The organism is Mesorhizobium amorphae (genome assembly GCF_014843845.1).
Taxonomy (GTDB): domain Bacteria; phylum Pseudomonadota; class Alphaproteobacteria; order Rhizobiales; family Rhizobiaceae; genus Mesorhizobium; species Mesorhizobium amorphae_A.
This window is the reverse complement of the sequence record NZ_JHQS01000015.1, coordinates 249,810-272,937: the sequence shown is the minus strand read 5'-3', so window position 1 is coordinate 272,937 and position 23,128 is coordinate 249,810. Positions and strand designations below refer to the sequence as shown.

The window sequence follows — 23,128 nt, the reverse complement described above, 5'->3', positions numbered from 1 at the left end:
GCGCAGACCTTTCCCCACCATGCACTTGCGAATGTTGCGAGCCCTTTGGCGTTGCCACAACTGCAGCTTTTTCCGCCGCTCAGGATGCCAACCTCGGGCATCGGCCGCGCCAGCGTCCGGACGCCAAAGGGAAAGTTCGACCAAAGGCGCTTACGCTATTCCGCCGCGACAACCCTGATGGGGCGGGTGCCGATTCTGGCCCCTGTCGCAGTGTCCACGGCAATCGGCTGGATTTCTTCTCCGGTCTCGGCGTCCACGAAACGCGTCAGTTTGCCCTTGCCGCGATGCTTTCGTCCCCAATCGCCGATCATGAACAGCACCGGCAGGAAATCCCGTCCGGCGCCGGTCAGCAAATATTCATCCCTTGGCGGGCGCTCGGAATAGCGCCGTTTTTCCAGCAATCCCTCCTCCGTCAGCGTCGCCAGCCGCCGGGTCAGCATAGTCGGCGCTATGCCCAGGCTTTTGCGGAAATCATCGAAGCGGGTGAGCCCGAGACTCGCGTCCCTAAGGATCAACAAGCTCCATGCGTCGCCAACAAAGGCGACGCTGCGCGCGATGGGACAGGTGGCTTCGGCAACATTTTTCATGTCGATACCATTTTGATAGTGACTTCGTATCAAAATGATAGTAACACAGATTTTGGTAGCGTTCCACCCTGAAGAGAAGGAAAAACGAAAATGACCAGAACCGATCGTGGCGTTGCGCTCGTCACAGGAGCCTCCTCGGGCATCGCCCAACATCCTCTTTGGAAAGCTACTGCCATGAAGGCATTCGTTGTCGACAAGCAGAATAAGAAGGGCATTCTGCGGTTGGCCGAGATGCCGGTGCCGGTTCTCCAGGACAGCGATGTCCTGGTCGAAATCCATGCTGCAGGAGTGAATCTGCTGGATTCCAAGGTCAGAGCCGGAGAGTTCAAACCCATCCTGCCCTATCGTTCGCCGTTCATCCTCGGCCATGACGTGGCCGGGACGATAGTCCGGGTTGGATCGAAAGTGCGCAAGTTCAAACCCGGCGACGAAGTCTATTCGCGGCCGCGCGACGGCCGCATAGGAACGTTCGCCGAATACATCGCCATCAATGAAGCAGACGTAGCGCTGAAGCCGAAAAACCTCAGCATGGAGGAAGCCGCCTCTATCCCTCTGGTCGGACTTACCGCTTGGCAAGTGATGGTCGACAGGGCCAATCTGAAGAAAGGCCAGAAAATCTTCATCCAGGCTGGCTCCGGCGGCGTTGGGACGTTCGCCATCCAGCTTGCCAAGCACCTCGGCGCAACCGTTGCGACGACGGCGGGCGCGGCGAGCGCCGATCTGGTCAAAAGTCTCGGCGCCGATATCGTCATCGATTACAGGAAGGACGACTTCAAGAAGGTTCTCTCCGGCTACGACGTCGTCGTAAACAGTCAGGACGCCAAAACGCTCGAAAAATCGCTGCAGGTGCTGAAACCGGGCGGCAAGCTCATCTCCATCTCCGGCCCGCCGGATACCGAATTTGCCAAGAAAAAGGGGCTGAATCTGGTGCTCAAGCTGATTCTGCATCTGCAGAGCCGCAGTATTCGGACCAAAGCCAAACGCGCAGGTGTCAGCTATTCGTTCCTTTTCATGTGGGCGCAGGGTGATCAGTTAAGCAAAATCACGAGCCTTATCGAATCCGGAGCGATCCGCCCGGTCATGGATCGGGTCTTTCCCTTCGAAAAAACCAATGAGGCCCTGGCATACGTTGAAACAGGACGGGCCAAGGGCAAGGTTGTCATCAAGGTCAGATAGCAACGCTTGCGTTGTAAGAAAACCAAAGACCACCTCGCGTAGTTTCCGCTCATGCGCGGCCGAGACCTCCAGCTCGGTCGCCTGCAATGTCTGCTTTCAGGAAAGGGCGATGCTGGTTTCTACGGCCGAAATAGGGCGCAAAGCTGCCGTTCGCGTCGTGGAAGACGTACGCCGGATGCGCAGGCGGGCGCTCAGGGGTGGATGGAGGCGAAGACGATCTCGGAGAAGCCGGCGGTCGTCTTTTCCCGCGCCCAATCACGCTGCAGCTCGCAGGCCAGTTGAATCCAGGTGATCGGTTGCCCGCCCGCCTGGGCAATTCGCTCCAAACCGGCGCGATGAGCTTCCTCGGACGTGCCGGCCACGGCGTCCACCACGTGAAAGACCTCGTAGCCTTCCCGAAGCGCGTCGAGCACGGGGAAGACCAGGCAGACTTCGGTCCAGAGGGCGACCATGATCAGCTTATGCCGACCCGTCGCCTTCACCGCCGCCACGAAGTCCACGTCCTCCCAGGCATTGATCGACGTCCGATCGATTGGCTCGACATCACCGAGAACCTCGGTCAGCTGCCGGATTGTCGGCTGGTTGCGCCCCGTGGCGACATTTACGGTCGAGAGCACGATGGGCAGGCCATAAAGCCTGGCGGTCTTAGCCACCGCGACGACGTTCGCCACCAGTTCGCGCCGCTCCATGGAGACGATGGAAGCGACCTGGACGGGCTGGAAGTCGATGATCACCAGAGCCGCATTTTCCGGTGTGAGCAGTTGGTCGGCGAGCGGGTCGCGAATGGTGCGGGGCGAAGCCATGGGTATCTCCAGCGTTGGGTTGAAGCGGTCGAGGGCCTTAAGGGTTCGGCGTCCCTGCGGGATCGGTGAAGTGGGTGTCGGTAGGCCCCACGCCGCTGATGTAGGCGACGACGGGCTCAGCCCGGGTAAGGGCGAAGTGCGCTCGGCCGACCGGCTCGGCGTAGAAGCTGCCTGGCGGAAGCGGTTTGACGGCGGCCTCGTCCGCTGCGAGCCGTAGCCGAACCACCAGGATCCCGACACCACCACGGCAGTGCGGTCCTCCCGGTGCCGGTGCGCGGCGATGCGGAGTTCGCCGGTACGCGGATCTCGATGAGGTAGAGCCCCGGCTTCCTGGGATCGCCTTAGAGGACCGTCGTCTGGAGGCCAGCGACGCCCGACGTGCCGGCTCCGGCGCCGCCCTTCGCGAGGGCGGCGATCTCTGCGGGCGTCAGCCTCAGCTGCGACGCGGCTGCGATTGGCGCAGCGCAGACGATCAGGGCGGCGACCCAGGCGGCAACCTGACCGAGGCTCATGGCCTCGACCCGAGGAAATCGCGGACCATCGCAACCGTCGCCTGCGGATTTTCCTCCATGATCCAGTGGCCGGAGTCGGGGACCACACCCTCGGTCACGTCGCTCGCGGCGAAACGCATGACCGTGGCCATCATCGGTCCGAACGACTTCTCGCCGCCGATGGCCAGCACCGGCATGGACAGCTTGCCGTTGGCGGCCAGTGAGGCCTTGTTGTCGATGGCGTCCTGGTCGAACGCCGCGAACTGGGCGAAGCCGGCGTGCATGGCGCCCGGCTGGGCGTAAAGCTTGGCATAGTGGGCCCGCGAGCCTTCGGTGAACCGTGCTGGATTGGCCGAGAACTCGTTCCAGAAGCGGTCGAGATAGATCCGCTCCCGCCCTGCGACCAACCGCTCCATGTCCGGCCCACCGAAACGGAAGTGCCAGAGGAGCGGGTTCTTGAGGATTTCCTCCCACGGCCCAATGCCTGGGACTGGTGCGTCGATCAGCACCAAGCGGGTCACCCGCTGAGGGTTCTGCACAGCGAAAGCGTAGCCGACCATGTTGCCGATATCGTGGGCGACCAGATCGGCGCGCTCGATCTTCAACGCGTCGAGAACGCCTGCGATGTCGGCCCCTTGCGTCTTCTTGTCGTAACCGCCGGGGGGCCGGGCCGACAGCCCCAGGCCCCGCAGGTCCGGCACGATGACGGTGTGATCCCTTGCCAAGTCCTCCGCCATCGGCACCCACATGTCCCCGGTCTCGCCATAACCGTGCAGCAGGACGACGGCCGGCCCTTGCCCGCCCGTACGGACGTGGAGCATCGTGCCATTGGTCGCGATCTCGCGCGTCTTGAACGCGGCGGGGAACTCTGGCGGCTGTGCGTGAACCGGCAGCGCCATCAACAGCAGCGCGAACGTCGTAGCGAATAGGCACCGCATGGGAGATCTCCGATTGAGCGTCAGGAGCTCTAGCTTTGCGCCCTTCGCGCCGGCGGGACTTGCAGGATACCGGCGACTTTAGCCTGATCCGGCCGCGGCGACGGCCGAGCTCTCGATCAGGTCAGGAGACTGCGCCTCCACAGGCCGGGGCTTGCGCCGACGAGACCCTTGAAAACCCGCGTGAAGTGGCTCTGGTCCGCGAACCCGCAGGCGAGGGCCACGTCCGCCAACGGCAGGCTTGGCGTTAACATCAGCGCCCTGGCGCGCGCGACGCGTTGCGCAAGAAGCCATTGGTGCGGCGGCTGGCCGGTGCTTTGCCGGAACGCCCGCGCGAAATAGCTGACCGAAAGCCCGCAAGCTGACGCCAGATCAAACAGCGTGACATCCACTGACAGGTCAGCCTCCATCAGGTCGGTGACCCGTCGGAGTTGCCAGGCGGCGAGGCAGCCACGGCGCACGGGCTGGGCCGGCTGCATGCCGCCAAACGCACAAGCGAAGTAGGTGTGCGTCGCCAGCAACTGGTGATCGGCATAGAGCTGGCTGACCTCCGCAGGACGACCCAGGGCCGGCAGCAACGCCATGCCCATGTGCCAGACTGTCTCGTCCAGCACGCCGCGCTCGCAGGTCAGCGTGTCGATCCGGCGGGCGCCATTGTCTTCGGCGATCTGGTCGAGGGCGGCTCGCGATACATAGAAGTGCAGCGTGTCGAATGGCGTGGGCAGGTAGGCCTGCGGCTCTGTCTCGTGGTCGACAATCGCCGTCGTGCGGGCGCCGTAGCCTCTAGTGGAGACCGACTTTCCGGCCAGGAAGAGTTCCCGCTTTTCCTGGTCCCGAAGCTGGAGCGAGACACTGAAGGCCTCGGCGATCGGCATCCGGTCGGTCAGGCCATGGCCGGGCGATTCCCGCCGCACCCGCGTCACCGCCAGGGTCACCGGGCGCAAGGCCTTTGTCACGAGATAGCTCGCTTCCGCCCGAAATCGACCGGCCAGCGTCTCGCCATAGTCTGGAGAGGCAGCCATAAGCACTCCGGTAGCGCGCCAATGAGATCTGCGCTTGACGCAGCTTAAGGCTCGCGAGAAACCGAGCATAGCACTTCCATCAAGGCTCGCCCAGAGTTACCGGAACGGCGTTCGCTGTGTCCGCGGATTTTCCTACTTCACACCGGGCAGCGCCCCTCGATTTCAACGTCCGCAACGTAGTCGGGTCGCGACCTTCGCTATGTGTGAATGCGCGCTCATGGCGCAACCCCCACCTCCACTATGCTCGCCGGCGATGTCTGCTTTCAGGAAAGCGGCTAAGCTTACGCATACGTCCGGCATGCGGCGCGAAGCAGTCATTCGCGTCGTGGAAGACGTACGCCGGCTTCGGGTCGAACTCGGTCGTTCAGAGTGATTGGGTTTGACCCAAGAGCCTCGGCCTCAGTTATTCGCGTTCAATGCCGCCATAGGATCTGACCAGTTCGGCCATGTCCGGCGCGCTTGCACTCGGCGCCTCGCTCTCCAGCCCTTCGGCGACACCGACGCGGTCGGCAACCGGCCGGTTCTGGCTGACCTTCCATTTGCCGCTGATGTCGGTGATCTCGATCTCGAGCCCGACAATGCCCTTGATCTGCGACTGGATGAAGCCGGCCGGCGCGTCGGTCACCGCCCAGGGCGCCTCGCGGCTGCCTTCCTGCGACGCCGTCAGCTCGGCGATCTGCTGCGCCAGCCAGGCCTGGTCGTCGATCACCTTGACCGTGCCGCGCACCTGCACAATGGCATAGTTCCAGGTCGGCACGACCTTGCCGGTCTCGCGCTTGGTCTCGTACCAGGACGGCGTCACATAGGCGTCGGCGCCCTGGAAGACGACCAGCACCGGCGAATCGGGATTCTCGGCCAATAACCGCCATTGCGGGTCGGCCTTCGCCAGATGGGCGCGCAGCCTGCCCTTCGCGCCAAATTCGGCGTCGAGCAGGAACGGGATCGCATTCGCGACCGGTCCCTCGGCGCCGTTCGAAATCAGTAGCCCGAGCGGATGCGCCCGTACCAGCCCGTGCAGGATGTCCTGTCGCGTCTCCTGGAAATGCGGAGGCTGGTACATGGCGATCTCTCCTTATCTCAGGCGCTTCGGCCGCGGGTCGGACAATTCGCCGGCGAGCCGCCGGTCGAGATAGTCGGCGCATTCCTGCAGCAGAAGGTCGGCGTCATTGGCGAAGAAATGATTGGCGCCGGGCAGCGTCTTCTGGGTGATGGTGATGCCCTTTTGCGTGTGCAGCTTGTCGACCAGCGCCTGCACGTCCTTGGGCGGCGCCACCTTGTCGGCATCGCCATGGATGATCAGGCCCGACGACGGGCAGGGCGCCAGGAACGAGAAATCATAGGTGTTGGGCTGCGGCGCGATCGAGATAAAGCCCTCGATCTCGGGACGGCGCATCAGAAGCTGCATGCCGATCCAGGAACCGAACGAGTAGCCTGCGACCCAGCAGCTCTTGGAATCCGGATGCAGCGACTGCACCCAGTCCAGTGCTGCGGCCGCATCCGACAACTCGCCGGTGCCGTGGTCGAATTCGCCCTGGCTGCGGCCGATGCCGCGGAAATTGAAGCGAAGCGTGGTGAAATCGCGCTTCTGGAACATGTAGAAGAGGTCGTAGACGATCTTGTTGTTCATCGTGCCGCCGAATTGCGGATGCGGGTGCAGCACAATGGCAATCGGCGCGCTCTTTTCCTTGGAAGGCTGGTAGCGACCCTCTAGGCGGCCGGCCGGACCGGTAAAAATGACCTCAGGCATAAAATACTCCACATGGCATAAGAATGCGCGGCGCCCGGAACACTCTTTCCTCTGGCCTTGACGCAGGGCGAGCGTCTTCTTAGAAGCTAGTTTAGAATTGTTCAAAACTGGGTGGCCAAAACCTGCCGGCTAGGCCGCCCGCGCCGCAAGCCGGGTAAATAGGACGGCTTGCCTTGCGATTTCAAGGAAATAACGCGCTATCCTCGCCGAATGGCTTTTGACGGGACCAATTGAAGGAAAATGGCCGCAACTCGCGCCTATCTCGACTACAATGCCAGCGCGCCACTCAATGCAGAGGCGCGTTCGGCGATGATTGCCGCGCTCGACGTCGCCGCCAATCCGTCGTCGGTCCATGCCGAGGGCCGCGCCGCTAGCCGAGTGATCGAGGATGCGCGGCGTGATGTCGCTCGGCTGGTCAACGCCAAGCCGGAGCATGTCGTTTTCACCTCGGGCGCGACGGAAGCCGCCTCGACGCTTCTCTCGCCCGACTGGCAGATGGGGCGCGGCGCTATCCGCATGAGCCGGCTCTATGTTTGCGAAGCCGATCATCCCTGCTTGCTGAATGGCGGCCGCTTCCCGGCGGCGCAGGTGACGCGGATCGGCGTCGACGCCAACGGCATCGCCGATCTCGGCGCATTGGCGGCGGCCCTTGCCGCCCATGACAAGGCCGATGGCCTGCCGCTGGTGGCGATCCATGCCGCCAACAACGAGACCGGCGTCATCCAGCCCGTCGAGGCCATCGCCGGGATCGTCAAGGCGGCGGGCGGCATACTCGTCGTCGATGCGGTGCAGGCGGCTGGCCGTATTTCCCTGGATATGTCGGCGCCTTACGCCGATTATCTGATCCTGTCCTCGCACAAGATCGGCGGCCCCAAGGGTGTCGGTGCCATGGTTGCGGCGTCCGACCTGATGATGCCGAAGCCGCTGGTCAATGGCGGCGGCCAGGAGAAGGGCCATCGCGGCGGCACTGAAAACCTCGCAGCCATCGCGGGCTTTGGCGCCGCGGCACGACAGGCGCTGGCCGCACTGAGCGACGTCGATGCGCTCGCGCTTCGCCGCGATGAGGTCGAAACGATCATCAAAACGCTGGTGAATGACGCGGAAATCTTCGGAACTGGCGCTCCAAGGCTTGCCAACACGACATTCTTCGCTATTCCCGGCATCAAGGCCGAGACGGCGCAGATCGCTTTCGATCTGGCCGGTATCGCCCTGTCTGCTGGATCGGCCTGCTCGTCGGGCAAGGTCGGTCCGAGCCATGTGCTGAAGGCCATGGGGTATGGTGACGGTCTTGGTGCCTTGCGCGTGTCCATCGGCCACGCAACGAGCGCCGAGGATATCGAACTGTTCCGAACCGCGCTGGCAACGATCGTCGCGCGCCGGGCGGGCAGGGAAGAAGCTGCTTGAGGGCGGCAAAAGGAATTCGGGCCTCACGGCCTGGTAGAGCCGTGCGTTTCAAAGTGGCCGGGTGAATTCCCGGTCGGGACGCACTATATGGAACTTACGCCGCTTCGGCTGCCTGCGGGCCCGTCGCGATGCCATAGTTTGAAAACTGTCGGGCCTTGACCCCGGCGTGGATGGAGAACGCTTATGCCTGCTGTGCAGGACACGATCGATCGGGTCCGAAAGATCGACGTCGACCAGTATAAATACGGATTCCAGACAGAGATCGCGATGGACAAGGCCCCCAAGGGCCTGAGCGAAGACATTATTCGCTTCATCTCGGCCAAGAAGGACGAGCCGTCCTGGATGCTGGAATGGCGGCTCGAGGCCTATCGCCGCTGGCTGACGCTGGACGAGCCGACCTGGGCGCGCGTCCACTATCCGAAGATCGATTTCCAGGACATCTACTATTACGCAGCGCCGAAGAGCACGCCCGGCCCGACATCGCTCAGCGACGTCGATCCAGAACTCTTGAAGGTCTATGAAAAGCTCGGCATTCCGCTGAGGGAGCAGGAAATCCTCGCCGGCGTGCAGAAGACCGACGTGTCGGAATTCGAGGAGGCCAGCGACAATGTCTACAAATCGGGCCGCGTCGCCGTCGACGCGGTGTTCGATTCCGTCTCCGTCGTCACCACCTTCAAGAAGGAGCTGGCGCAGGCCGGCGTCATCTTCTGCTCGATCTCGGAAGCCATCCGCGAGCATCCGGAGCTGGTGAAGAAATATCTCGGCTCGGTCGTGCCGACCACCGACAACTACTATGCCACGCTGAACTCGGCCGTCTTCACCGACGGTTCCTTCGTCTTCGTTCCAAAAGGCGTGCGCTGCCCGATGGAACTGTCGACCTATTTCCGCATGAACGAGAAGAATACCGGCCAGTTCGAGCGCACGCTGATCATCGCCGAGGAGGGGGCCTACGTCTCCTATCTCGAGGGTTGCACGGCGCCGCAGCGCGACGAGAACCAGCTGCATGCCGCGGTCGTCGAACTGGTGGCGCTCGACGATGCCGAGATCAAATATTCGACGGTGCAGAACTGGTACCCCGGCGACGCCGAGGGCAAGGGCGGCATCTACAATTTCGTCACCAAGCGCGGCGACTGCCGTGGCCACCGCTCGAAGATATCGTGGACGCAGGTCGAGACCGGCTCGGCCATCACCTGGAAATATCCGAGCTGCATCCTGCGTGGCGACGATTCCAGCGGCGAGTTCTATTCGATCGCCGTTTCGAACGGCTACCAGCAGGTCGACAGCGGCACCAAGATGATCCATCTCGGCAAGAACACGTCGAGCCGCATCATCTCCAAGGGCATCGCCGCCGGCTTCTCGCAGAACACCTATCGCGGCCAGGTCTCGGCGCACCGCAAGGCGACCAACGCCCGCAACTTCACCAATTGCGACTCCTTGCTGATCGGCGACCAGTGCGGCGCCCACACCGTGCCCTACATGGAAGCCAAGAACTCGACGGCGCAGTTCGAGCACGAGGCGACCACCTCGAAGATTTCCGAGGACCAGAAGTTCTACGTCATGCAGCGTGGCATTCCCGAAGAAGAGGCGATCGCGCTGATCGTCAACGGCTTCGTCAAGGACGTCATCCAGCAGCTGCCGATGGAATTCGCGGTCGAGGCGCAGAAGCTGATCGGAATCTCGCTTGAGGGCTCGGTCGGTTGACCGGACAGATATTCAGGAAACAAAAGAATGCTTGAGATCAAGAATTTGCACGCCCGCATCGTCGATGACGGTACCGAGATCATCCGCGGGCTGGACCTGACGGTGAAAGCCGGCGAGGTCGCCGCCATCATGGGCCCGAACGGTTCGGGCAAGTCGACCCTGTCCTACATCCTCGCCGGGCGCGAGGACTATGAGGTCACCGAAGGCGATATCCTCTACAACGGCCAGTCGATCCTCGAAATGGATCCGGCCGAGCGCGCCACCGCGGGCATCTTCCTCGCCTTCCAATATCCGATGGAGATACCGGGCGTCGCGACCATGGAATTCCTGAAGGTGGCGATGAACGAGCAGCGCAAGGCGCGTGGCGAGGAGCCGCTAAAAATTCCGGAATTTTTGAAGCGCGTGAAGGACGCCGCCGGCTCGCTGAACATGGACATGGCGATGCTGAAGCGGCCGCTCAATGTCGGCTTCTCCGGCGGCGAGAAGAAGCGCGCCGAGATCCTGCAGATGAAGCTTTTGGAGCCAAAACTCTGCGTGCTCGACGAGACCGATTCCGGCCTCGACATCGATGCGCTGAAGATCGTCTCGGACGGCGTCAACGCGCTGCGCTCGCCGGAGCGCGCCATCGTCGTCATCACCCACTACCAGCGCCTGCTCGAGCACATCGTGCCTGACAGCGTGCACGTGCTCTACAAGGGCCAGGTCATCAAGTCGGGCGACAAGTCGCTGGCGCTCGACCTCGAAGCCAATGGCTATGCCGGTGTGATCGGCGAAGCCGCGTGAGATACCAGGGGCGGAACTGATGAACATGCACGCACAACCGCAGCGGACCCCGGCCGAAACGGCGTTGATCGACGCTTTCGGCGAGCGTCTGTCGCTGCTGCCCGGCGACGGCGCGGTGATGCTGAAGCGCGACGACGCCATCGAGGCGATCAAGCACGGCCTGCCGACGCGGCGCGTCGAGTCCTGGCACTATACGGATTTGCGCCGCTTGCTGACGTCGGTGCCGGACTTCGATCCGGCAGCCGCAACCAAGGCCATCGCGCCGGTGATTGAAGGATCTGCCGTCCTGCCGCTGCTGGACGGTGTCTCGACCCCGAAATTGCCCGAGATCGAGGGCGTGACTGTGCAGCGGCTGTCGGAAAAGCTGACCGATGGCAGCGTCGCACCCGGGCTCGACCCTTACGGTGCCGATGACGCCATTGGCGCGCTGAACACCGCCTTCGTCGCCGACGGCTATTTTGTCGACATCGCCGACGGTGCCGAACTGGACAAAGCGCTCGAATTGCAGAACCTGCAGTCGGCCGGCCAGACGCATGTGCGGCTACTGACGCGGGTGGGTGACGGCGCCAAGGCGACCATCGTGGAACGCCAGACCGGTGAGGGCGCGGCGCTGGTCAGTTCGGTCACCCAGCTTGTGCTTGGTGAGGGCGCCGAGGTGACATGGCTGATCGTGCAGGAGCAGCCGGACACGGCGACGCACCTGGCGCAGTTCAAGGCCCATCTCGGCAAGAATTCCAGGCTGACGCTGTTCGTCATGAACGCCGGCGGCAAGCTTGTGCGCCAGGAAATCGTGGTCAGGACGACGGGCGAAGGCGCCGACTTCAAACTGCGCGGCATCAACCTCTTGGCCGGCGACACCCATACCGACGTGACCATGGTGCTCGACCATACCGTGCCGCACACCACCTCGACGGAAGTGATCCGCAACGTGGTGACCGGCAAGGCGCGCGGCGTGTTCCAGGGCCGCATCAATGTCCACCAGTATGCGCAGAAGACCAACGCCAAGATGGCCTGCAACACGCTGCTTCTGTCTGACGATGGCGAGTTCTCGACCAAGCCGGAGCTGGAAATCTTCGCCGACGACGTCGTCTGCGGCCATGGCGCCACCGTCACCGAGATCGACCACGACCATCTGTTCTATCTGATGGCGCGCGGCATCGACGAGAAGTCGGCCCGGGGCCTGTTGGTTAAGGCCTTCGTCGCAGAGGTGATCGAGGAACTGGACGACGAGGCGATCGTCGACGCGCTGGAAGCACGGCTCGACGCCTGGTTCGTCGCACACGGGTGAACTGATGAACGCACCGGGCAAGATCGGAGATTTCTACGACGTCGAGGCGATCCGCCGCGATTTCCCGATCCTGTCGCGCGAAGTCTACGGCAAACCGCTTGTCTATCTCGACAACGGCGCCTCGGCACAGAAGCCGCAGGCCGTGCTCGATGCCATCCAGCATGCCTACAGCCAGGAATACGCCAACGTCCACCGCGGCCTGCATTTCCTGTCGAATGCCGCGACCGACGCCTATGAGAAGGCACGCGAGACGGTGCGCCGTTTCCTCAACGCGCCGAGCACCGACAACATCGTCTTCACCTCCAACACCACCTCGGCGATCAACACCGTAGCCTATGGCTACGGCATGCCCAATATCGGTGAGGGCGACGAGATCGTGCTGTCGATCATGGAGCACCACTCCAACATCGTGCCCTGGCATTTCATCCGCGAGCGACAGGGCGCCAAGCTGGTCTGGGTGCCGGTCGACGATCTCGGCGTCTTCCACATCGACGAGTTCGAGAAGCGGTTGACGTCTCGCACGAAGCTCGTCGCCATCACCCAGATGTCGAACGCGCTAGGCACGGTGACGCCGATCAAGGAGATCGTGCGCATCGCGCACGCCCGGGGAATCCCGGTGCTGGTCGATGGCAGCCAGAGCGCCGTGCATATGCCGATCGACGTGCAGGACCTCGACTGCGATTTCTTCGTCTTCACCGGCCACAAGGTCTACGGGCCCTCGGGTATCGGCGTGCTCTACGGCAAGAAGGACATTCTCGAGCGCATGCGCCCGTTCATGGGCGGCGGCGAGATGATCGAGGAGGTGACGGAAGACATCGTCACCTACAACGAGCCGCCGCACCGTTTCGAGGCCGGCACGCCGCCGATCGTGCAGGCGATCGGCCTGGGTGCGGCGCTCGACTATATGGACAAGGTCGGCCGCGAGCGCATCGCCGCGCATGAGGCCGATCTGAAGGACTACGCACATGAGCGGCTGCGCGCCATCAACTCGCTGCGCATCTTCGGCGACGCGCCGGGCAAGGGCGCCATCATCTCGTTCGAATTGCAGGGTATCCATGCGCATGACGTGTCGATGGTGATCGACCGCCAAGGCGTTGCCGTGCGCGCCGGCACCCATTGCGCACAGCCGCTGTTGAAACGCTTTGGCGTAACCTCCACATGCAGGGCATCGTTCGGCATGTATAATACCAAGGCCGAAGTCGACGCTTTGGCCGAGGCGCTGGAAAAAGCGCGAAAGTTCTTCGGGTGACGACCATGGATGATGCGACCCCCACCACCGAGACCGCGCCGGAAGCAGCCATTAACCCGCTGGTTTCCGCCTCGGCCATTCCCGCCGATGAACTGGCGCGGCTGACCGACGACATCGTCTCGGCGCTGAAGACGGTCTACGACCCGGAAATCCCGGCCGACATCTACGAACTCGGCCTGATCTACAAGATCGACATCGAGGACGACCGCTCGGTCAAGATCGACATGACGCTGACCGCGCCCGGCTGCCCGGTGGCCGGCGAGATGCCCGGCTGGGTGGAGAACGCCGTCGGCGCCGTCGAGGGCGTTTCCGGCGTCGAGGTCAACATGACCTTCGACCCGCCCTGGTCGCCCGACCGCATGTCGGAAGAGGCGCAGGTCGCGGTGGGCTGGTATTAGCATCGGCCGGACAATGGGTTGGCGCACTTGCGCCTAGCATAAAACTTCACCATTTTAGGTGAAGAATCATTCGGCAGGCCTTGAACCTGGATGGAATGGAGAGAGAAAGAATGGGACGCTTCGCCGTCATCACGATGACCGAAAAGGCCGCCGACAGGGTGCGCGAGATCGTCGCCACCCGTGAAAACGCGCATGGCATTCGCCTCGGCATCAAGAAGGGCGGCTGCGCCGGCATGGAATACACGGTCGACCTGGTGACCGAGCCCAACACCAAGGACGACCACATCGAGCGCGACGGCGCCCATGTCTATGTCGCGCCTGAAGCGGCGCTCTTCCTGTTCGGCACCGAGATGGATTTCGAGCAGACGACGCTGCGCACCGGCTTCACCTTCCGCAACCCGAACCAGAGCTCGGCCTGCGGCTGCGGCGAATCGGTCGAGCTTAAGCCGGCTGACCTGAAGGCCTTGGCCGAAGCCCGCGCCTCGGCCTGAGACCTCTTCCTTCGCCCCGTTTACGGGGAGAAGGTGGCCCGATAGGGCCGGATGAGGGGCAGCGCTACCGTCTCCAAGTTCGCGCCGCCCCTCATCTGCCTGCCGGCATCTTCTCCCCGTGAAAGGGGCGAAGAAGGCTAATCCACCCACATGCCCGTCCGCTTGTGCCAGTCGGCGATCGATTCCTCCGGGTAGACGTCGAACACCTTGTCGTGCTTGGCGATCTCCGGTTCGACCCAGTTCGCCTTGTATTTCAGCATCAGATGTACCTTCTGCGGCGGCTTGGGCAACTCGCTGTCGACTGCCGAGGCGAAGGGATGCACCAGCTCCGGCCAGGTCGGGTCGTAGAGCCACAGCGCCGAACCGCACTTTTTGCAGAAATTGCGTTCGCCCGTCGATATCTCGCATTGCGGATGCTCGTCATCCTCGATCTCGGCCCGGTAGACGCCGAGATTGCGCTTGCCGGTGATCTTCAGCGTCTCGGAATCGGCGCCGAGATTGATGGCAAAGCCGCCACCGCCCTGCTGCTTGCGGCAGATCGAGCAGTAGCACAGCATGAACGGTACCGGCGTGTGGCTTTCCACCTCGAAGCGGACGGCATCGCAGCGGCAGGATCCTTTGAGCAGAAGCGGCATGTTGGAACTCCGACGTGATTGTCCCTCAACCTTGTCAGCATGGTTTTGGTTGCGGCGATGACAAGGCCGGTGACATGATCGCCGCATGGACAACGAACGCATAGAAGAACTTTTTGAAAGCCTGGGTCCGGTCAGCATCCGAAAGCTGTTCGGCGGCAAGGGCATCTATTGCGGCGGCGTCATCGTCGCCATCGTGGTGCGTGGCGAATTGATGCTGAAGGCGGACGAGCAAAGCGCGCCCGACTTCGAGGCCGCCGGCTGCCGGCAGTGGACCTATACCGGCTCGCGGCACGGCAAGCAGGTTTCGATGCCCTATTGGAGCGTCCCCGACAGCGCCTTCGACGATCCAGACGAGATGGCGGTCTGGGCGCGCCGGGCCTACGAGGCAGGACGACGGGCAGGCAAGTAGGGCCTAAAGCGCCTTCGCAATCCTCGCCGCCAGCCTTGCATTGTTCTCGACCAGCGCGATGTTGGTCTTCAGGCTCCTGCCGCCGGTCAGTTCGAGGATTTTCCCCAGCAGGAACGGCGTCACGGCCTTGCCGGTCACGTTGAGCGCTTCGGCCGCCTTTTGCGCGGCCTGGATGTAGCCGTCCATCTCGCTGGCCGGGATTTCCTGGTTTTCCGGCACCGGATTGGCGACGAGCACACCGCCGCCAAGTCCCAGCGCCTGCCGCGTCCGGTAAAAATGCGCGATGTCTTCCGGCGCATGCAAGGTCAGCGGCGCCCGGAACGGCGAATGCCTGGACCAGAAGGCGGGCATCGTCTCGCAGCCATGGCCGACGACCGGCACGCCGCGCGTCTCCAGCACCTCCAGCGTCTTTTCGATGTCGAGGATCGCCTTGGCGCCGGCCGAGACGACGATGACTGGCGTGCGCGCCAGCTCATCGAGATCGGCCGAGATGTCGAAGCTTTTTTCCGCGCCTTTGTGCACGCCGCCGATGCCGCCGGTGGCGAACACCTTTATCCCGGCCATATGTGCGGCGATCATGGTGGCGGCGACCGTGGTGCCGCCGGTGCGCGCTTGCGCCACCGCAAAGCCGAGATCGGCGCGCGACAGCTTCATGGCGTCACCCGTCATGGCCAGCGATTCGCGCTCGCCGTCTGAAAGCCCGATCTTGATGCGGCCGGAAAGCACGGCGATCGTCGCCGGCACCGCGCCATTGTCCAGGATGATCTTCTCGACATTGGCCGCCATGGCGCCATTGTCTGGATAGGGCATGCCATGGGTGATGATGGTGCTTTCCAGCGCCACCACCGGCCTGCCCGCAGCCAATGCCTCAGCCACCGGCTGGTGGATGTCGATGAAGGGGCGGGCGGTTTCCGGGGTCATTTCTGTCTCCGATCTAGCAAGCTGAACTGGCCGCCCTCATGCCATTTCCCGCGGCTGCGGCACAAGGGCCAGCGCAGCGGCAAAGCTCGCCGCCGTGAAGTCCGGCACGGCATCGCAGCTCTCGATGGCAAGCGTCGCCGCGGCGACACCTTCCCGAAGCGCGGCGCGCAGCGACAGTCCGCGCAGCAGGGCGGCAATCGTCGCGCCCGCCAGCGCATCGCCGGCGCCGGTAACGTCGGCGATCTGTCGGGGGGCAGGGGGAGCGATGGCGAAAAGCCCGTCTCCGTCAAAGCCTAGCACCGGGGCGCCGCCCGCCGTCACCACGCCGCTTCTCAGACCAGCGCGCCGCAACCCGTCGACCAAGCCTTGCTCGGAGGCATCAGCATCTACCCCGGCGAGCGCGACTGCTTCGCGCCGGTTCATGAACAGCAGGGCCAGGCTGCTGAGCACCGGCATCAGCCGCACCACCTTGGCCGGCGAGATGGCAATGGCGAATACCGGCCTGACGCCGGCCAGCGCCACCAGCCGCTCGAGTGCCGCGGTCGGCAGATTGGCGTCGCACAGGATCGCGTCGGCGGCGGCGATCACCTCGCGCACCTTGGCGCGGCGGATCTGCTTAGCGAAGGCAAGATCGTACAGCGCCATGTCGGCAAAGCCGACGATCAGCTCGCCGTCACGGTCGATCAGTGCCGTATAGCTCGGCGTGGTGCGGTCGAGGAACACTGCTGACAGGTCGGCGATGCCCGACGCGGCGATGGCGCGCGACACCGTCTCGCCCGAAGCGTCGCCGCCGCGCAGCGAAAGCAGCGATGCAGAAACACCGCGTCGCACCAGGCTGCGCAGCGCGTTGAAGACGCCGCCGCCAACATCCTCGCGCATCGTCCCGGGATTGGACGCGGCCGGCACATAGGGTCCTGCAACCTGGCCGCGCCGATCGATATGGGCGCCGCCTACAGCCAGTATCTTTGAGGATTTCACCATGCGGGCGATATGACCTTTGTTATTCCAGCCGCACAAGCGCTAGGCTGTGCGGCCGAGCTTCGCAGGCAAGGCAGCGATTCGGTGGATCGATACAATCGGATCGGCTGAGCGAATGCGGGATACATCCCGGGACGAAGGGATGAGACAAAAAAAGAACAAATCCGGATAGAGATTGCTTTTCAGAGAGTTGTCGCCCCTTGCAAAACGAGAACAAAAGTGGTACAAATAATCAGGGATCACGGATTGTCCGGCCTTCATTGACGACCAAGGGGTGATGTATCATGGCTCAGAATACTTTGCGGCTTGTAGAGGATAAGGCAGTGGACAAATCAAAGGCTCTGGACGCGGCGCTGTCGCAGATCGAACGCGCTTTCGGCAAGGGCTCGATCATGCGCCTTGGTGCCAACGAACAGGTCGTCGAGATCGAAACCGTGCCCACCGGCTCGCTTGGCCTCGACATCGCGCTTGGCGTCGGTGGCCTGCCGCGCGGCCGCATCGTCGAGATCTACGGGCCGGAAAGCTCAGGCAAAACGACGCTGGCGCTGCACACGGTGGCGGAGGCCCAGAAGAAGGGCGGCATCTGCGCCTTCGTCGACGCCGAGCACGCGCTCGATCCGGTCTATGCCCGCAAGCTCGGCGTCGACCTGGAGAACCTTTTGATCTCGCAGCCCGACACCGGCGAGCAGGCGCTGGAAATCTGTGACACGCTGGTGCGTTCCGGCGCCATCGACGTGCTGGTCGTCGATTCGGTTGCAGCGTTGACGCCGCGCGCCGAAATCGAGGGCGAGATGGGCGATTCGCTGCCCGGCCTGCAGGCCCGCCTGATGAGCCAGGCGCTGCGCAAGCTGACCGCTTCGATTTCGCGCTCCAACACCATGGTCATCTTCATCAACCAGATCCGCATGAAGATCGGCGTCATGTTCGGCTCGCCCGAAACCACGACCGGCGGCAATGCGCTGAAATTCTACGCTTCGGTGCGCCTCGACATCCGCCGCATCGGTTCGGTCAAGGACCGCGACGAGGTCGTCGGCAACCAGACCCGCGTCAAGGTGGTCAAGAACAAGCTGGCGCCGCCCTTCAAGGTGGTCGAGTTCGACATCATGTATGGCGAGGGCGTGTCCAAGACCGGCGAACTGGTCGACCTCGGCGTCAAGGCCGGCGTGGTCGAGAAGTCCGGTGCCTGGTTCTCCTACAATTCGCAGCGCCTCGGCCAGGGCCGCGAGAACGCCAAACTGTTCCTGCGCGACAATCCCGACACGGCGCGCGAGATCGAGCTGGCGCTCAGGCAAAATGCCGGGCTGATCGCCGAGAAGTTCCTTGAAAATGGCGGCCCTGAGCGCGGCGAAGACGACGGCTTCGAGGAGGAATCCGGCGCCATGTAAGGCAGCGGCCAGAGTTCGGCCATAAATCTAGTCTATTACCCGATGCTTAAGTAACCGAGTTCTACAGTTTCGCGTTCCAAACCGCCGGCCTTCGAGCCGGCGGTTTTCGTTTTTGGGCAGCGTGAAGCCAGCCTGACAGCTGCTGGATTGGCCCAATTCCGTGTTTCTGGACAGGGTGAAGCGTGCCCGCTAAAAGGCCAGTGCATCTTCTGAAAAGCAGAGACCAGTTTCCGCCGGGTTGCCGGCGGTTTTCGCGAAAAAGGCAGCACTCATGAGTGGCGTGAACGAGATCCGGTCGACATTCCTCGACTATTTCCGCAAGGAGGGCCACGAGGTCGTGGCTTCGAGCCCGCTGGTGCCGCGCAACGACCCGACATTGATGTTCACCAATGCCGGCATGGTGCAGTTCAAGAACGTCTTCACCGGTCTGGAGAAGCGGCCCTATTCGCGTGCCACGACCGCGCAGAAGAGCGTGCGCGCCGGCGGCAAGCACAACGATCTCGACAATGTCGGCTACACGGCGCGGCACCTGACCTTCTTCGAGATGCTCGGCAATTTCTCCTTCGGCGACTATTTCAAGGAGCGCGCGATCGAGCTTGCCTGGAACCTGATCACCAAAGAGTTCGGGCTGAACAAGGACAAGTTGCTGGTCACCGTCTATCACACCGACGACGAGGCGGCCGGCTTCTGGAAGAAGATCGCCGGCTTCTCGGACGATCGCATCATCCGCATCCCGACCTCCGACAATTTCTGGGCGATGGGCGATACCGGTCCGTGCGGTCCATGCTCGGAGATATTCATCGACCGTGGCGAGCACATCTGGGGCGGTCGTCCCGGCACCCCGGAGGAGGATGGCGACCGCTTCCTCGAGTTCTGGAACCTGGTGTTCATGCAATATGAACAGGTGACCAAGGAAGAGCGCATCGACCTGCCGCGGCCGTCGATCGACACCGGCATGGGCCTGGAGCGCATGGCGTCCATCCTGCAAGGGGTGGAAAGCGTTTTTGAAACCGACCTGTTCCGTCACCTGATCGATGCCGCGTCGTCCGCGCTCGGCCGCGGCCCGGATGCCGACACTGTCGGCTCGTACCGCGTCATCGCCGACCATCTGCGGTCCTCCTGCTTCCTGGTGGCCGACGGTGTGCTGCCGTCCAATGAAGGCCGCGGCTATGTGCTGCGTCGCATCATGCGCCGCGCCATGCGCCATGCGCAGCTGCTCGGCGCGAACGAACCGCTGATGTGGAAGCTGGTGCCGGCGCTGGTCCGTGAGATGGCCCAGGCCTATCCGGAACTCGGGCGCGGCGAAGCGCTCATCACCGAAACGCTGAAGCTGGAAGAGACCCGCTTTCGCAAGACGCTGGCACGCGGCCTCGGCCTGCTTTCGGACGCTACGGAAACGCTTGGCGCCGGCGATATGCTGGATGGTGAGACGGCCTTCAGGCTCTACGATACCTACGGCTTCCCGCTCGACCTGACGCAGGACGCGTTGCGCCAGCGCAGCATCTCGGTCGATCTTGCCGGCTTCACCGATGCGATGGAGCGGCAGAAGGCCGAGGCGCGCAAGAGCTGGGCCGGTTCCGGCGACGCTGCCACCGAGACCGTCTGGTTCGCGGTGCGCGAGAAGACCGGCGCCACCGAGTTTCTCGGCTACGAGACCGAGCAGGCGGAAGGCCTCATCATGGCGCTGGTCAGCGACGGCAAGACCGTCGACAGCGCGAACAAGGGTGACGCGGTTGCCGTGGTCGTCAACCAGACGCCGTTCTACGGTGAGTCCGGCGGCCAGATGGGCGACACTGGCGTGATATCCGGCGAAGGGTTCTCGATCGAGATATCAGACACGCAGAAGAAGGCCGACGGGCTGTTCGTGCATCTCGGCAAGGTGGCCAGCGGCACGGTCAAGACCGGCGCTGCCGTCGAGCTGAAGGTCGACCATGCGCGCCGCTCCAGGCTGCGCGCCAACCATTCGGCGACGCATCTGATCCATGAGGCGCTGCGCGAGGTGCTCGGCACCCATGTCGCGCAGAAGGGCTCGCTGGTCGCGCCCGAGCGCCTGCGCTTCGACATCTCGCACAACAAGCCCATTTCGCCCGAGGATCTCGAAGAGGTCGAGCGCATGGCAAACGAGATCGTCGTGCAGAACAGCCCGGTGACCACGCGGCTGATGTCGGTCGACGACGCCATTGCCGAGGGCGCCATGGCGCTGTTCGGCGAGAAGTACGGCGATGAAGTGCGCGTCGTGTCGATGGGCACGGGCCTGCATGGCGCCAAGGCCAACCGGCCCTATTCGGTCGAGCTTTGCGGCGGCACGCATGTCAGGGCGACCGGCGACATCGGCCTGGTGCGCGTTGTTTCGGACAGCGCGGTCGCCGCCGGCGTGCGCCGCATCGAGGCGTTGACCGGCGAGGCCGCCAGGAAACATCTCGACGAGCAGGACAGGCGGCTGAAGACGGTTGCCGCGACGCTGAAGATCTCGCCGGCCGATGTGCCGGCGCGCGTCGAGGCGCTGCTCGACGAACGCAAGAAGCTCGAGAAGGAACTGACCGAAGCGCGCAAGAAACTGGCGCTGGGCGGCGGCGCGGCCGCCGGTGCGCCGGCCGAGAACGAGACCGTTGCCGGCGTTGGCTTCCTCGGCAAGGCCGTCTCCGGCGTGGCGCCGAAGGACCTGAAGCCGCTGGCCGATGCCGGCAAGTCGTCGCTCGGTTCCGGCGTCGTCGTCTTCGTCGGCGCCGGCGAGGACAACAAGGCCAGCGTCGTGGTCGCCGTGACCGACGATTTGCTCAGCCGCTTCAGCGCCGTCGACCTGGTGCGCGTCGCGTCCGCGGCACTCGGCGGGCAGGGCGGCGGCGGCCGCCCGGACATGGCCCAGGCCGGCGGTCCCGACGCCTCGAAGGCCGGCGACGCGATTGCAGCGGTAAGGGCGGCGCTCGAAGCAGCCTGAAAGCCACCACATGAAGGTGCTTATTCTCGGCGGCTATGGTCTGATCGGGGAAGCCCTCATTGGCCGCTTGCTCCGCGATGGCCATCATGTGGCCGGCCTTGGCCGCGATGTTCTGGACGCTCAGCGGCGCAGGCCAGCGGTGCGCTGGATCGCGGCCGACATGTCGCGACTGCTTGCCGCTGAAGACTGGCTGCCGGTGGTTGCGGGCATGGATGTGGTCGTCAACGCCGCAGGCGCCTTGCAGGACGGCCCGCGCGACCGTCTCGACGCCGTTCACCGGCGCGCGGTGGTGGCGCTGGTCGCGGCATGCGAACGGGCCGGTGTGGGTCGTTTCGTGCAGATCTCCGCGATCGGTGCCGATCTCGCCTCGACAAATCCTTTCTTCAGCACCAAGGCGGCAGGCGACAAGGCCGTCGCGAGCTCGTCGCTGGAATGGACGATCCTGCGGCCGGGTCTGGTGATCGCGCCGGCGGCCTATGGCGGGACCGCGCTTTTGCGTGCTCTTGCAGCCTTCCCCGGTTTTGTTCCCGCGGTCCTATCGCGCCAGCCGATCCAGACCGTATCGGTCGCCGACGTCGCCGAAGCGGTTTCACGCGCGGTCGGCGGCTCTTTGCCGCCGCGCCTTGCCATCGATCTCGTCGAAGGCAAGGCCCGGTCTCTCGCCGATGTCCTGTCAGCCTTTCGTGCATGGCTTGGTCTGCCGCAGGCGCGGGTCGTGCCGATGCCGGCCATTATCGGCCGGCTTGCCGGCGCCGGTGCCGACGTCCTTGGCAAGCTTGGTTGGCGATCTCCTTTGCGCAGCTCGGCACTTGCCGCGCTGGCCGACGGTGTTACGGGCAATGCCCAGTCCTGGAACGATGTTTGCGACCATCCGCTGCAGCCGCTGGAAGCGACGCTGGCCGACATGCCCGCGCATGTTCAGGAGCGATGGTTCGCCCGGCTCTGGCTGGCAAAGCCGGTCATCTTTGCCTGCCTGTCCCTGTTCTGGCTTGTCTCGGGCATTGTCGGCCTGATCCGGCAAGACGAGGCCGCGGACATTCTCGTCTCGCGCGGCGTGCCGACGAATTTCGCGCAGTTCTCTGTTCTGGCCGGCAGTGCCGCGGATATCCTGGTCGGCGCGGCGGTTCTGGTCCGGCCCTTGGCCAGGCCGGCGCTGCTGGCGATGATCGTGATCACGCTGTTCTACCTGGCGGCGTCGACGCTTCTTGCCCCCGATTTGTGGCTCGCTCCGCTGGGACCGCTGGTCAAGACAATCCCCGCGCTTTGCCTAGTGCTGGTCGCGCTTGCGGTTCTCGACGAGCGATGAGCCCCTGGGTCGACCTACTGCGCTGGGTGCACGTCATCGGTGCAACGGTTCTCTTTGGCACTGGGGCGGGCATCGCCTTCTTCATGCTGATGGCGCAGCGTACCGGCCAGGCCGACATCGTCGCCCATGTCGCGGGCACCGTCGTCATCGCCGACACTATGTTCACGGCGACGGCCGTCATCGTGCAGCCGATATCGGGTGTGCTGCTGGCGCAGGCAATGGGCTGGCCGCTGTCCGAGGGCTGGATCGTGCTGTCCTTGCTGCTTTATGTCGTGACCGGTCTGTTCTGGCTGCCCGTTGTCTGGATCCAGATCCGGATAAGAAATCTGGCGCGACAGGCAGCGATCGAGAACAGACCGCTGCCCGCCGAAGAGAAGCGCCTTTTTCGCATCTGGTTCGCTTGCTGCTTCCCGGCTTTCGCCGCAGTGCTCGCCATACTCTGGCTGATGGTCACCCGGCCCGAGATAGGGTTTTAGCTGTC

23 protein-coding genes are annotated in these 23,128 nt (G+C 63.7%); 13 read left to right on the top strand and 10 right to left on the bottom strand.

Features of this window, described 5'->3' with window-relative positions:
* Nucleotides 1-155 precede the first annotated feature (155 nt).
* Nucleotides 156-587 (bottom strand): winged helix-turn-helix transcriptional regulator, encoded by a 432-nt coding sequence (locus tag DH08_RS09065; RefSeq protein WP_210328580.1) that lies wholly within the window; start codon nucleotides 585-587, stop codon nucleotides 156-158.
* Nucleotides 588-761: 174 nt separating this feature from the next.
* Between DH08_RS09065 and DH08_RS09060 the strand changes: the two genes are divergently transcribed.
* Nucleotides 762-1,763, top strand: a complete 1,002-nt coding sequence (locus DH08_RS09060; protein WP_192178980.1) for an NADP-dependent oxidoreductase — start codon at nucleotides 762-764, stop codon at nucleotides 1,761-1,763.
* A gap of 191 nt (nucleotides 1,764-1,954) precedes the next feature.
* Here the strand turns inward: DH08_RS09060 and DH08_RS09055 are convergent, their stop codons facing one another.
* The 6 genes from DH08_RS09055 to DH08_RS09030 all read right to left on the bottom strand — a co-directional run bounded on the left by DH08_RS09055 (nucleotide 1,955) and on the right by DH08_RS09030 (nucleotide 6,761).
* The gene (locus tag DH08_RS09055; protein WP_192178979.1) at nucleotides 1,955-2,566 is read right to left on the bottom strand and encodes a hydrolase; all 612 of its coding nucleotides are present in this window, start codon (nucleotides 2,564-2,566) and stop codon (nucleotides 1,955-1,957) included.
* Between the two features lie 341 nt (nucleotides 2,567-2,907).
* On the bottom strand, nucleotides 2,908-3,078 hold the full coding sequence (locus DH08_RS35785; protein WP_210328579.1) for a hypothetical protein: 171 nt from the start codon (nucleotides 3,076-3,078) through the stop codon (nucleotides 2,908-2,910).
* On the bottom strand, nucleotides 3,075-3,995 hold the full coding sequence (locus DH08_RS09045) for an alpha/beta fold hydrolase (protein ID WP_192178978.1): 921 nt from the start codon (nucleotides 3,993-3,995) through the stop codon (nucleotides 3,075-3,077). Before DH08_RS09045 ends, DH08_RS35785 begins: the two co-directional genes overlap by 4 nt.
* A 116-nt stretch (nucleotides 3,996-4,111) precedes the next feature.
* The gene (locus tag DH08_RS09040) at nucleotides 4,112-5,014 is read right to left on the bottom strand and encodes a helix-turn-helix domain-containing protein (RefSeq protein WP_192178977.1); all 903 of its coding nucleotides are present in this window, start codon (nucleotides 5,012-5,014) and stop codon (nucleotides 4,112-4,114) included.
* A gap of 403 nt (nucleotides 5,015-5,417) precedes the next feature.
* Entirely contained in the window at nucleotides 5,418-6,074 is a 657-nt protein-coding gene (locus DH08_RS09035; RefSeq protein ID WP_192178976.1) for an FMN-binding negative transcriptional regulator, read from the bottom strand.
* A 12-nt stretch (nucleotides 6,075-6,086) separates the two neighbouring features.
* The gene (locus tag DH08_RS09030) at nucleotides 6,087-6,761 is read right to left on the bottom strand and encodes an alpha/beta hydrolase (protein ID WP_006205994.1); all 675 of its coding nucleotides are present in this window, start codon (nucleotides 6,759-6,761) and stop codon (nucleotides 6,087-6,089) included.
* 240 nt (nucleotides 6,762-7,001) lie between these two features.
* Here DH08_RS09030 and DH08_RS09025 point away from each other — a divergent pair, with 240 nt between their 5' ends.
* The 7 genes from DH08_RS09025 (at nucleotide 7,002) to sufA (ending at nucleotide 14,075) form a co-directional block, all read left to right on the top strand.
* Nucleotides 7,002-8,165: a cysteine desulfurase family protein gene (locus DH08_RS09025; RefSeq protein ID WP_192178975.1), complete on the top strand. Its 1,164-nt coding sequence runs from the start codon at nucleotides 7,002-7,004 to the stop codon at nucleotides 8,163-8,165.
* 183 nt (nucleotides 8,166-8,348) lie between these two features.
* Nucleotides 8,349-9,866 carry a Fe-S cluster assembly protein SufB gene (gene sufB / locus DH08_RS09020; RefSeq protein ID WP_192178974.1) on the top strand — a complete coding sequence of 506 codons (1,518 nt, stop codon included), beginning with the start codon at nucleotides 8,349-8,351 and terminating at the stop codon, nucleotides 9,864-9,866.
* A 27-nt stretch (nucleotides 9,867-9,893) separates the two neighbouring features.
* Complete coding sequence (sufC, locus tag DH08_RS09015) at nucleotides 9,894-10,649, top strand: Fe-S cluster assembly ATPase SufC (RefSeq protein WP_192178973.1); 756 nt, start codon at nucleotides 9,894-9,896, stop codon at nucleotides 10,647-10,649.
* Between the two features lie 19 nt (nucleotides 10,650-10,668).
* On the top strand, nucleotides 10,669-11,937 hold the full coding sequence (gene sufD / locus DH08_RS09010; RefSeq protein ID WP_192178972.1) for a Fe-S cluster assembly protein SufD: 1,269 nt from the start codon (nucleotides 10,669-10,671) through the stop codon (nucleotides 11,935-11,937).
* 4 nt (nucleotides 11,938-11,941) lie between these two features.
* Nucleotides 11,942-13,186 carry a cysteine desulfurase gene (locus DH08_RS09005; protein ID WP_192178971.1) on the top strand — a complete coding sequence of 415 codons (1,245 nt, stop codon included), beginning with the start codon at nucleotides 11,942-11,944 and terminating at the stop codon, nucleotides 13,184-13,186.
* 5 nt (nucleotides 13,187-13,191) lie between these two features.
* A complete protein-coding gene (locus tag DH08_RS09000; RefSeq protein WP_192178970.1) occupies nucleotides 13,192-13,584 on the top strand; it encodes an SUF system Fe-S cluster assembly protein in 393 nt (130 codons plus the stop codon).
* A gap of 110 nt (nucleotides 13,585-13,694) precedes the next feature.
* The gene (gene sufA, locus DH08_RS08995) at nucleotides 13,695-14,075 is read left to right on the top strand and encodes a Fe-S cluster assembly scaffold SufA (RefSeq protein WP_006206001.1); all 381 of its coding nucleotides are present in this window, start codon (nucleotides 13,695-13,697) and stop codon (nucleotides 14,073-14,075) included.
* Between the two features lie 137 nt (nucleotides 14,076-14,212).
* Here sufA and DH08_RS08990 read toward each other — a convergent pair whose 3' ends face one another.
* A complete protein-coding gene (locus DH08_RS08990) occupies nucleotides 14,213-14,710 on the bottom strand; it encodes a GFA family protein (RefSeq protein ID WP_192178969.1) in 498 nt (165 codons plus the stop codon).
* Nucleotides 14,711-14,795: 85 nt separating this feature from the next.
* Here DH08_RS08990 and DH08_RS08985 point away from each other — a divergent pair, with 85 nt between their 5' ends.
* Entirely contained in the window at nucleotides 14,796-15,119 is a 324-nt protein-coding gene (locus DH08_RS08985) for a TfoX/Sxy family protein (protein WP_192178968.1), read from the top strand.
* Between the two features lie 3 nt (nucleotides 15,120-15,122).
* Here the strand turns inward: DH08_RS08985 and DH08_RS08980 are convergent, their stop codons facing one another.
* The gene (locus tag DH08_RS08980) at nucleotides 15,123-16,040 is read right to left on the bottom strand and encodes a pseudouridine-5'-phosphate glycosidase (protein WP_192178967.1); all 918 of its coding nucleotides are present in this window, start codon (nucleotides 16,038-16,040) and stop codon (nucleotides 15,123-15,125) included.
* A 36-nt stretch (nucleotides 16,041-16,076) separates the two neighbouring features.
* Entirely contained in the window at nucleotides 16,077-17,021 is a 945-nt protein-coding gene (locus DH08_RS08975) for a carbohydrate kinase family protein (RefSeq protein WP_192178966.1), read from the bottom strand.
* A gap of 281 nt (nucleotides 17,022-17,302) precedes the next feature.
* On the opposite strand from DH08_RS08975, the gene recA reads away from it, so the two are divergent.
* The 4 genes from recA to DH08_RS08955 all read left to right on the top strand — a co-directional run bounded on the left by recA (nucleotide 17,303) and on the right by DH08_RS08955 (nucleotide 23,123).
* Complete coding sequence (gene recA, locus DH08_RS08970; protein WP_040584057.1) at nucleotides 17,303-18,403, top strand: recombinase RecA; 1,101 nt, start codon at nucleotides 17,303-17,305, stop codon at nucleotides 18,401-18,403.
* A gap of 271 nt (nucleotides 18,404-18,674) precedes the next feature.
* A complete protein-coding gene (alaS, locus tag DH08_RS08965; protein ID WP_192178965.1) occupies nucleotides 18,675-21,341 on the top strand; it encodes an alanine--tRNA ligase in 2,667 nt (888 codons plus the stop codon).
* 10 nt (nucleotides 21,342-21,351) lie between these two features.
* Nucleotides 21,352-22,647, top strand: coding sequence for an SDR family oxidoreductase (locus DH08_RS08960; protein WP_192178964.1), 1,296 nt, complete (start codon nucleotides 21,352-21,354; stop codon nucleotides 22,645-22,647).
* Complete coding sequence (locus tag DH08_RS08955; protein ID WP_192178963.1) at nucleotides 22,644-23,123, top strand: DUF2269 family protein; 480 nt, start codon at nucleotides 22,644-22,646, stop codon at nucleotides 23,121-23,123. The genes DH08_RS08960 and DH08_RS08955 overlap by 4 nt, the downstream gene beginning before the upstream one ends.
* Nucleotides 23,124-23,128 lie beyond the last annotated feature (5 nt).

What these genes read in the sequence shown, in the direction of transcription:
- DH08_RS09065 (WP_210328580.1), bottom strand. Translation starts at nt 587, where the DNA reads ATGAAAAATGTTGCCGAAGCCACCTGTCCCATCGCGCGCAGCGTCGCC.
- DH08_RS09060 (WP_192178980.1), top strand. Translation starts at nt 762, where the DNA reads ATGAAGGCATTCGTTGTCGACAAGCAGAATAAGAAGGGCATTCTGCGG.
- DH08_RS09055 (WP_192178979.1), bottom strand. Translation starts at nt 2,566, where the DNA reads ATGGCTTCGCCCCGCACCATTCGCGACCCGCTCGCCGACCAACTGCTC.
- DH08_RS35785 (WP_210328579.1), bottom strand. Translation starts at nt 3,078, where the DNA reads ATGAGCCTCGGTCAGGTTGCCGCCTGGGTCGCCGCCCTGATCGTCTGC.
- DH08_RS09045 (WP_192178978.1), bottom strand. Translation starts at nt 3,995, where the DNA reads ATGCGGTGCCTATTCGCTACGACGTTCGCGCTGCTGTTGATGGCGCTG.
- DH08_RS09040 (WP_192178977.1), bottom strand. Translation starts at nt 5,014, where the DNA reads ATGGCTGCCTCTCCAGACTATGGCGAGACGCTGGCCGGTCGATTTCGG.
- DH08_RS09035 (WP_192178976.1), bottom strand. Translation starts at nt 6,074, where the DNA reads ATGTACCAGCCTCCGCATTTCCAGGAGACGCGACAGGACATCCTGCAC.
- DH08_RS09030 (WP_006205994.1), bottom strand. Translation starts at nt 6,761, where the DNA reads ATGCCTGAGGTCATTTTTACCGGTCCGGCCGGCCGCCTAGAGGGTCGC.
- DH08_RS09025 (WP_192178975.1), top strand. Translation starts at nt 7,002, where the DNA reads ATGGCCGCAACTCGCGCCTATCTCGACTACAATGCCAGCGCGCCACTC.
- sufB (WP_192178974.1), top strand. Translation starts at nt 8,349, where the DNA reads ATGCCTGCTGTGCAGGACACGATCGATCGGGTCCGAAAGATCGACGTC.
- sufC (WP_192178973.1), top strand. Translation starts at nt 9,894, where the DNA reads ATGCTTGAGATCAAGAATTTGCACGCCCGCATCGTCGATGACGGTACC.
- sufD (WP_192178972.1), top strand. Translation starts at nt 10,669, where the DNA reads ATGAACATGCACGCACAACCGCAGCGGACCCCGGCCGAAACGGCGTTG.
- DH08_RS09005 (WP_192178971.1), top strand. Translation starts at nt 11,942, where the DNA reads ATGAACGCACCGGGCAAGATCGGAGATTTCTACGACGTCGAGGCGATC.
- DH08_RS09000 (WP_192178970.1), top strand. Translation starts at nt 13,192, where the DNA reads ATGGATGATGCGACCCCCACCACCGAGACCGCGCCGGAAGCAGCCATT.
- sufA (WP_006206001.1), top strand. Translation starts at nt 13,695, where the DNA reads ATGGGACGCTTCGCCGTCATCACGATGACCGAAAAGGCCGCCGACAGG.
- DH08_RS08990 (WP_192178969.1), bottom strand. Translation starts at nt 14,710, where the DNA reads ATGCCGCTTCTGCTCAAAGGATCCTGCCGCTGCGATGCCGTCCGCTTC.
- DH08_RS08985 (WP_192178968.1), top strand. Translation starts at nt 14,796, where the DNA reads ATGGACAACGAACGCATAGAAGAACTTTTTGAAAGCCTGGGTCCGGTC.
- DH08_RS08980 (WP_192178967.1), bottom strand. Translation starts at nt 16,040, where the DNA reads ATGACCCCGGAAACCGCCCGCCCCTTCATCGACATCCACCAGCCGGTG.
- DH08_RS08975 (WP_192178966.1), bottom strand. Translation starts at nt 17,021, where the DNA reads ATGGTGAAATCCTCAAAGATACTGGCTGTAGGCGGCGCCCATATCGAT.
- recA (WP_040584057.1), top strand. Translation starts at nt 17,303, where the DNA reads ATGGCTCAGAATACTTTGCGGCTTGTAGAGGATAAGGCAGTGGACAAA.
- alaS (WP_192178965.1), top strand. Translation starts at nt 18,675, where the DNA reads ATGAGTGGCGTGAACGAGATCCGGTCGACATTCCTCGACTATTTCCGC.
- DH08_RS08960 (WP_192178964.1), top strand. Translation starts at nt 21,352, where the DNA reads ATGAAGGTGCTTATTCTCGGCGGCTATGGTCTGATCGGGGAAGCCCTC.
- DH08_RS08955 (WP_192178963.1), top strand. Translation starts at nt 22,644, where the DNA reads ATGAGCCCCTGGGTCGACCTACTGCGCTGGGTGCACGTCATCGGTGCA.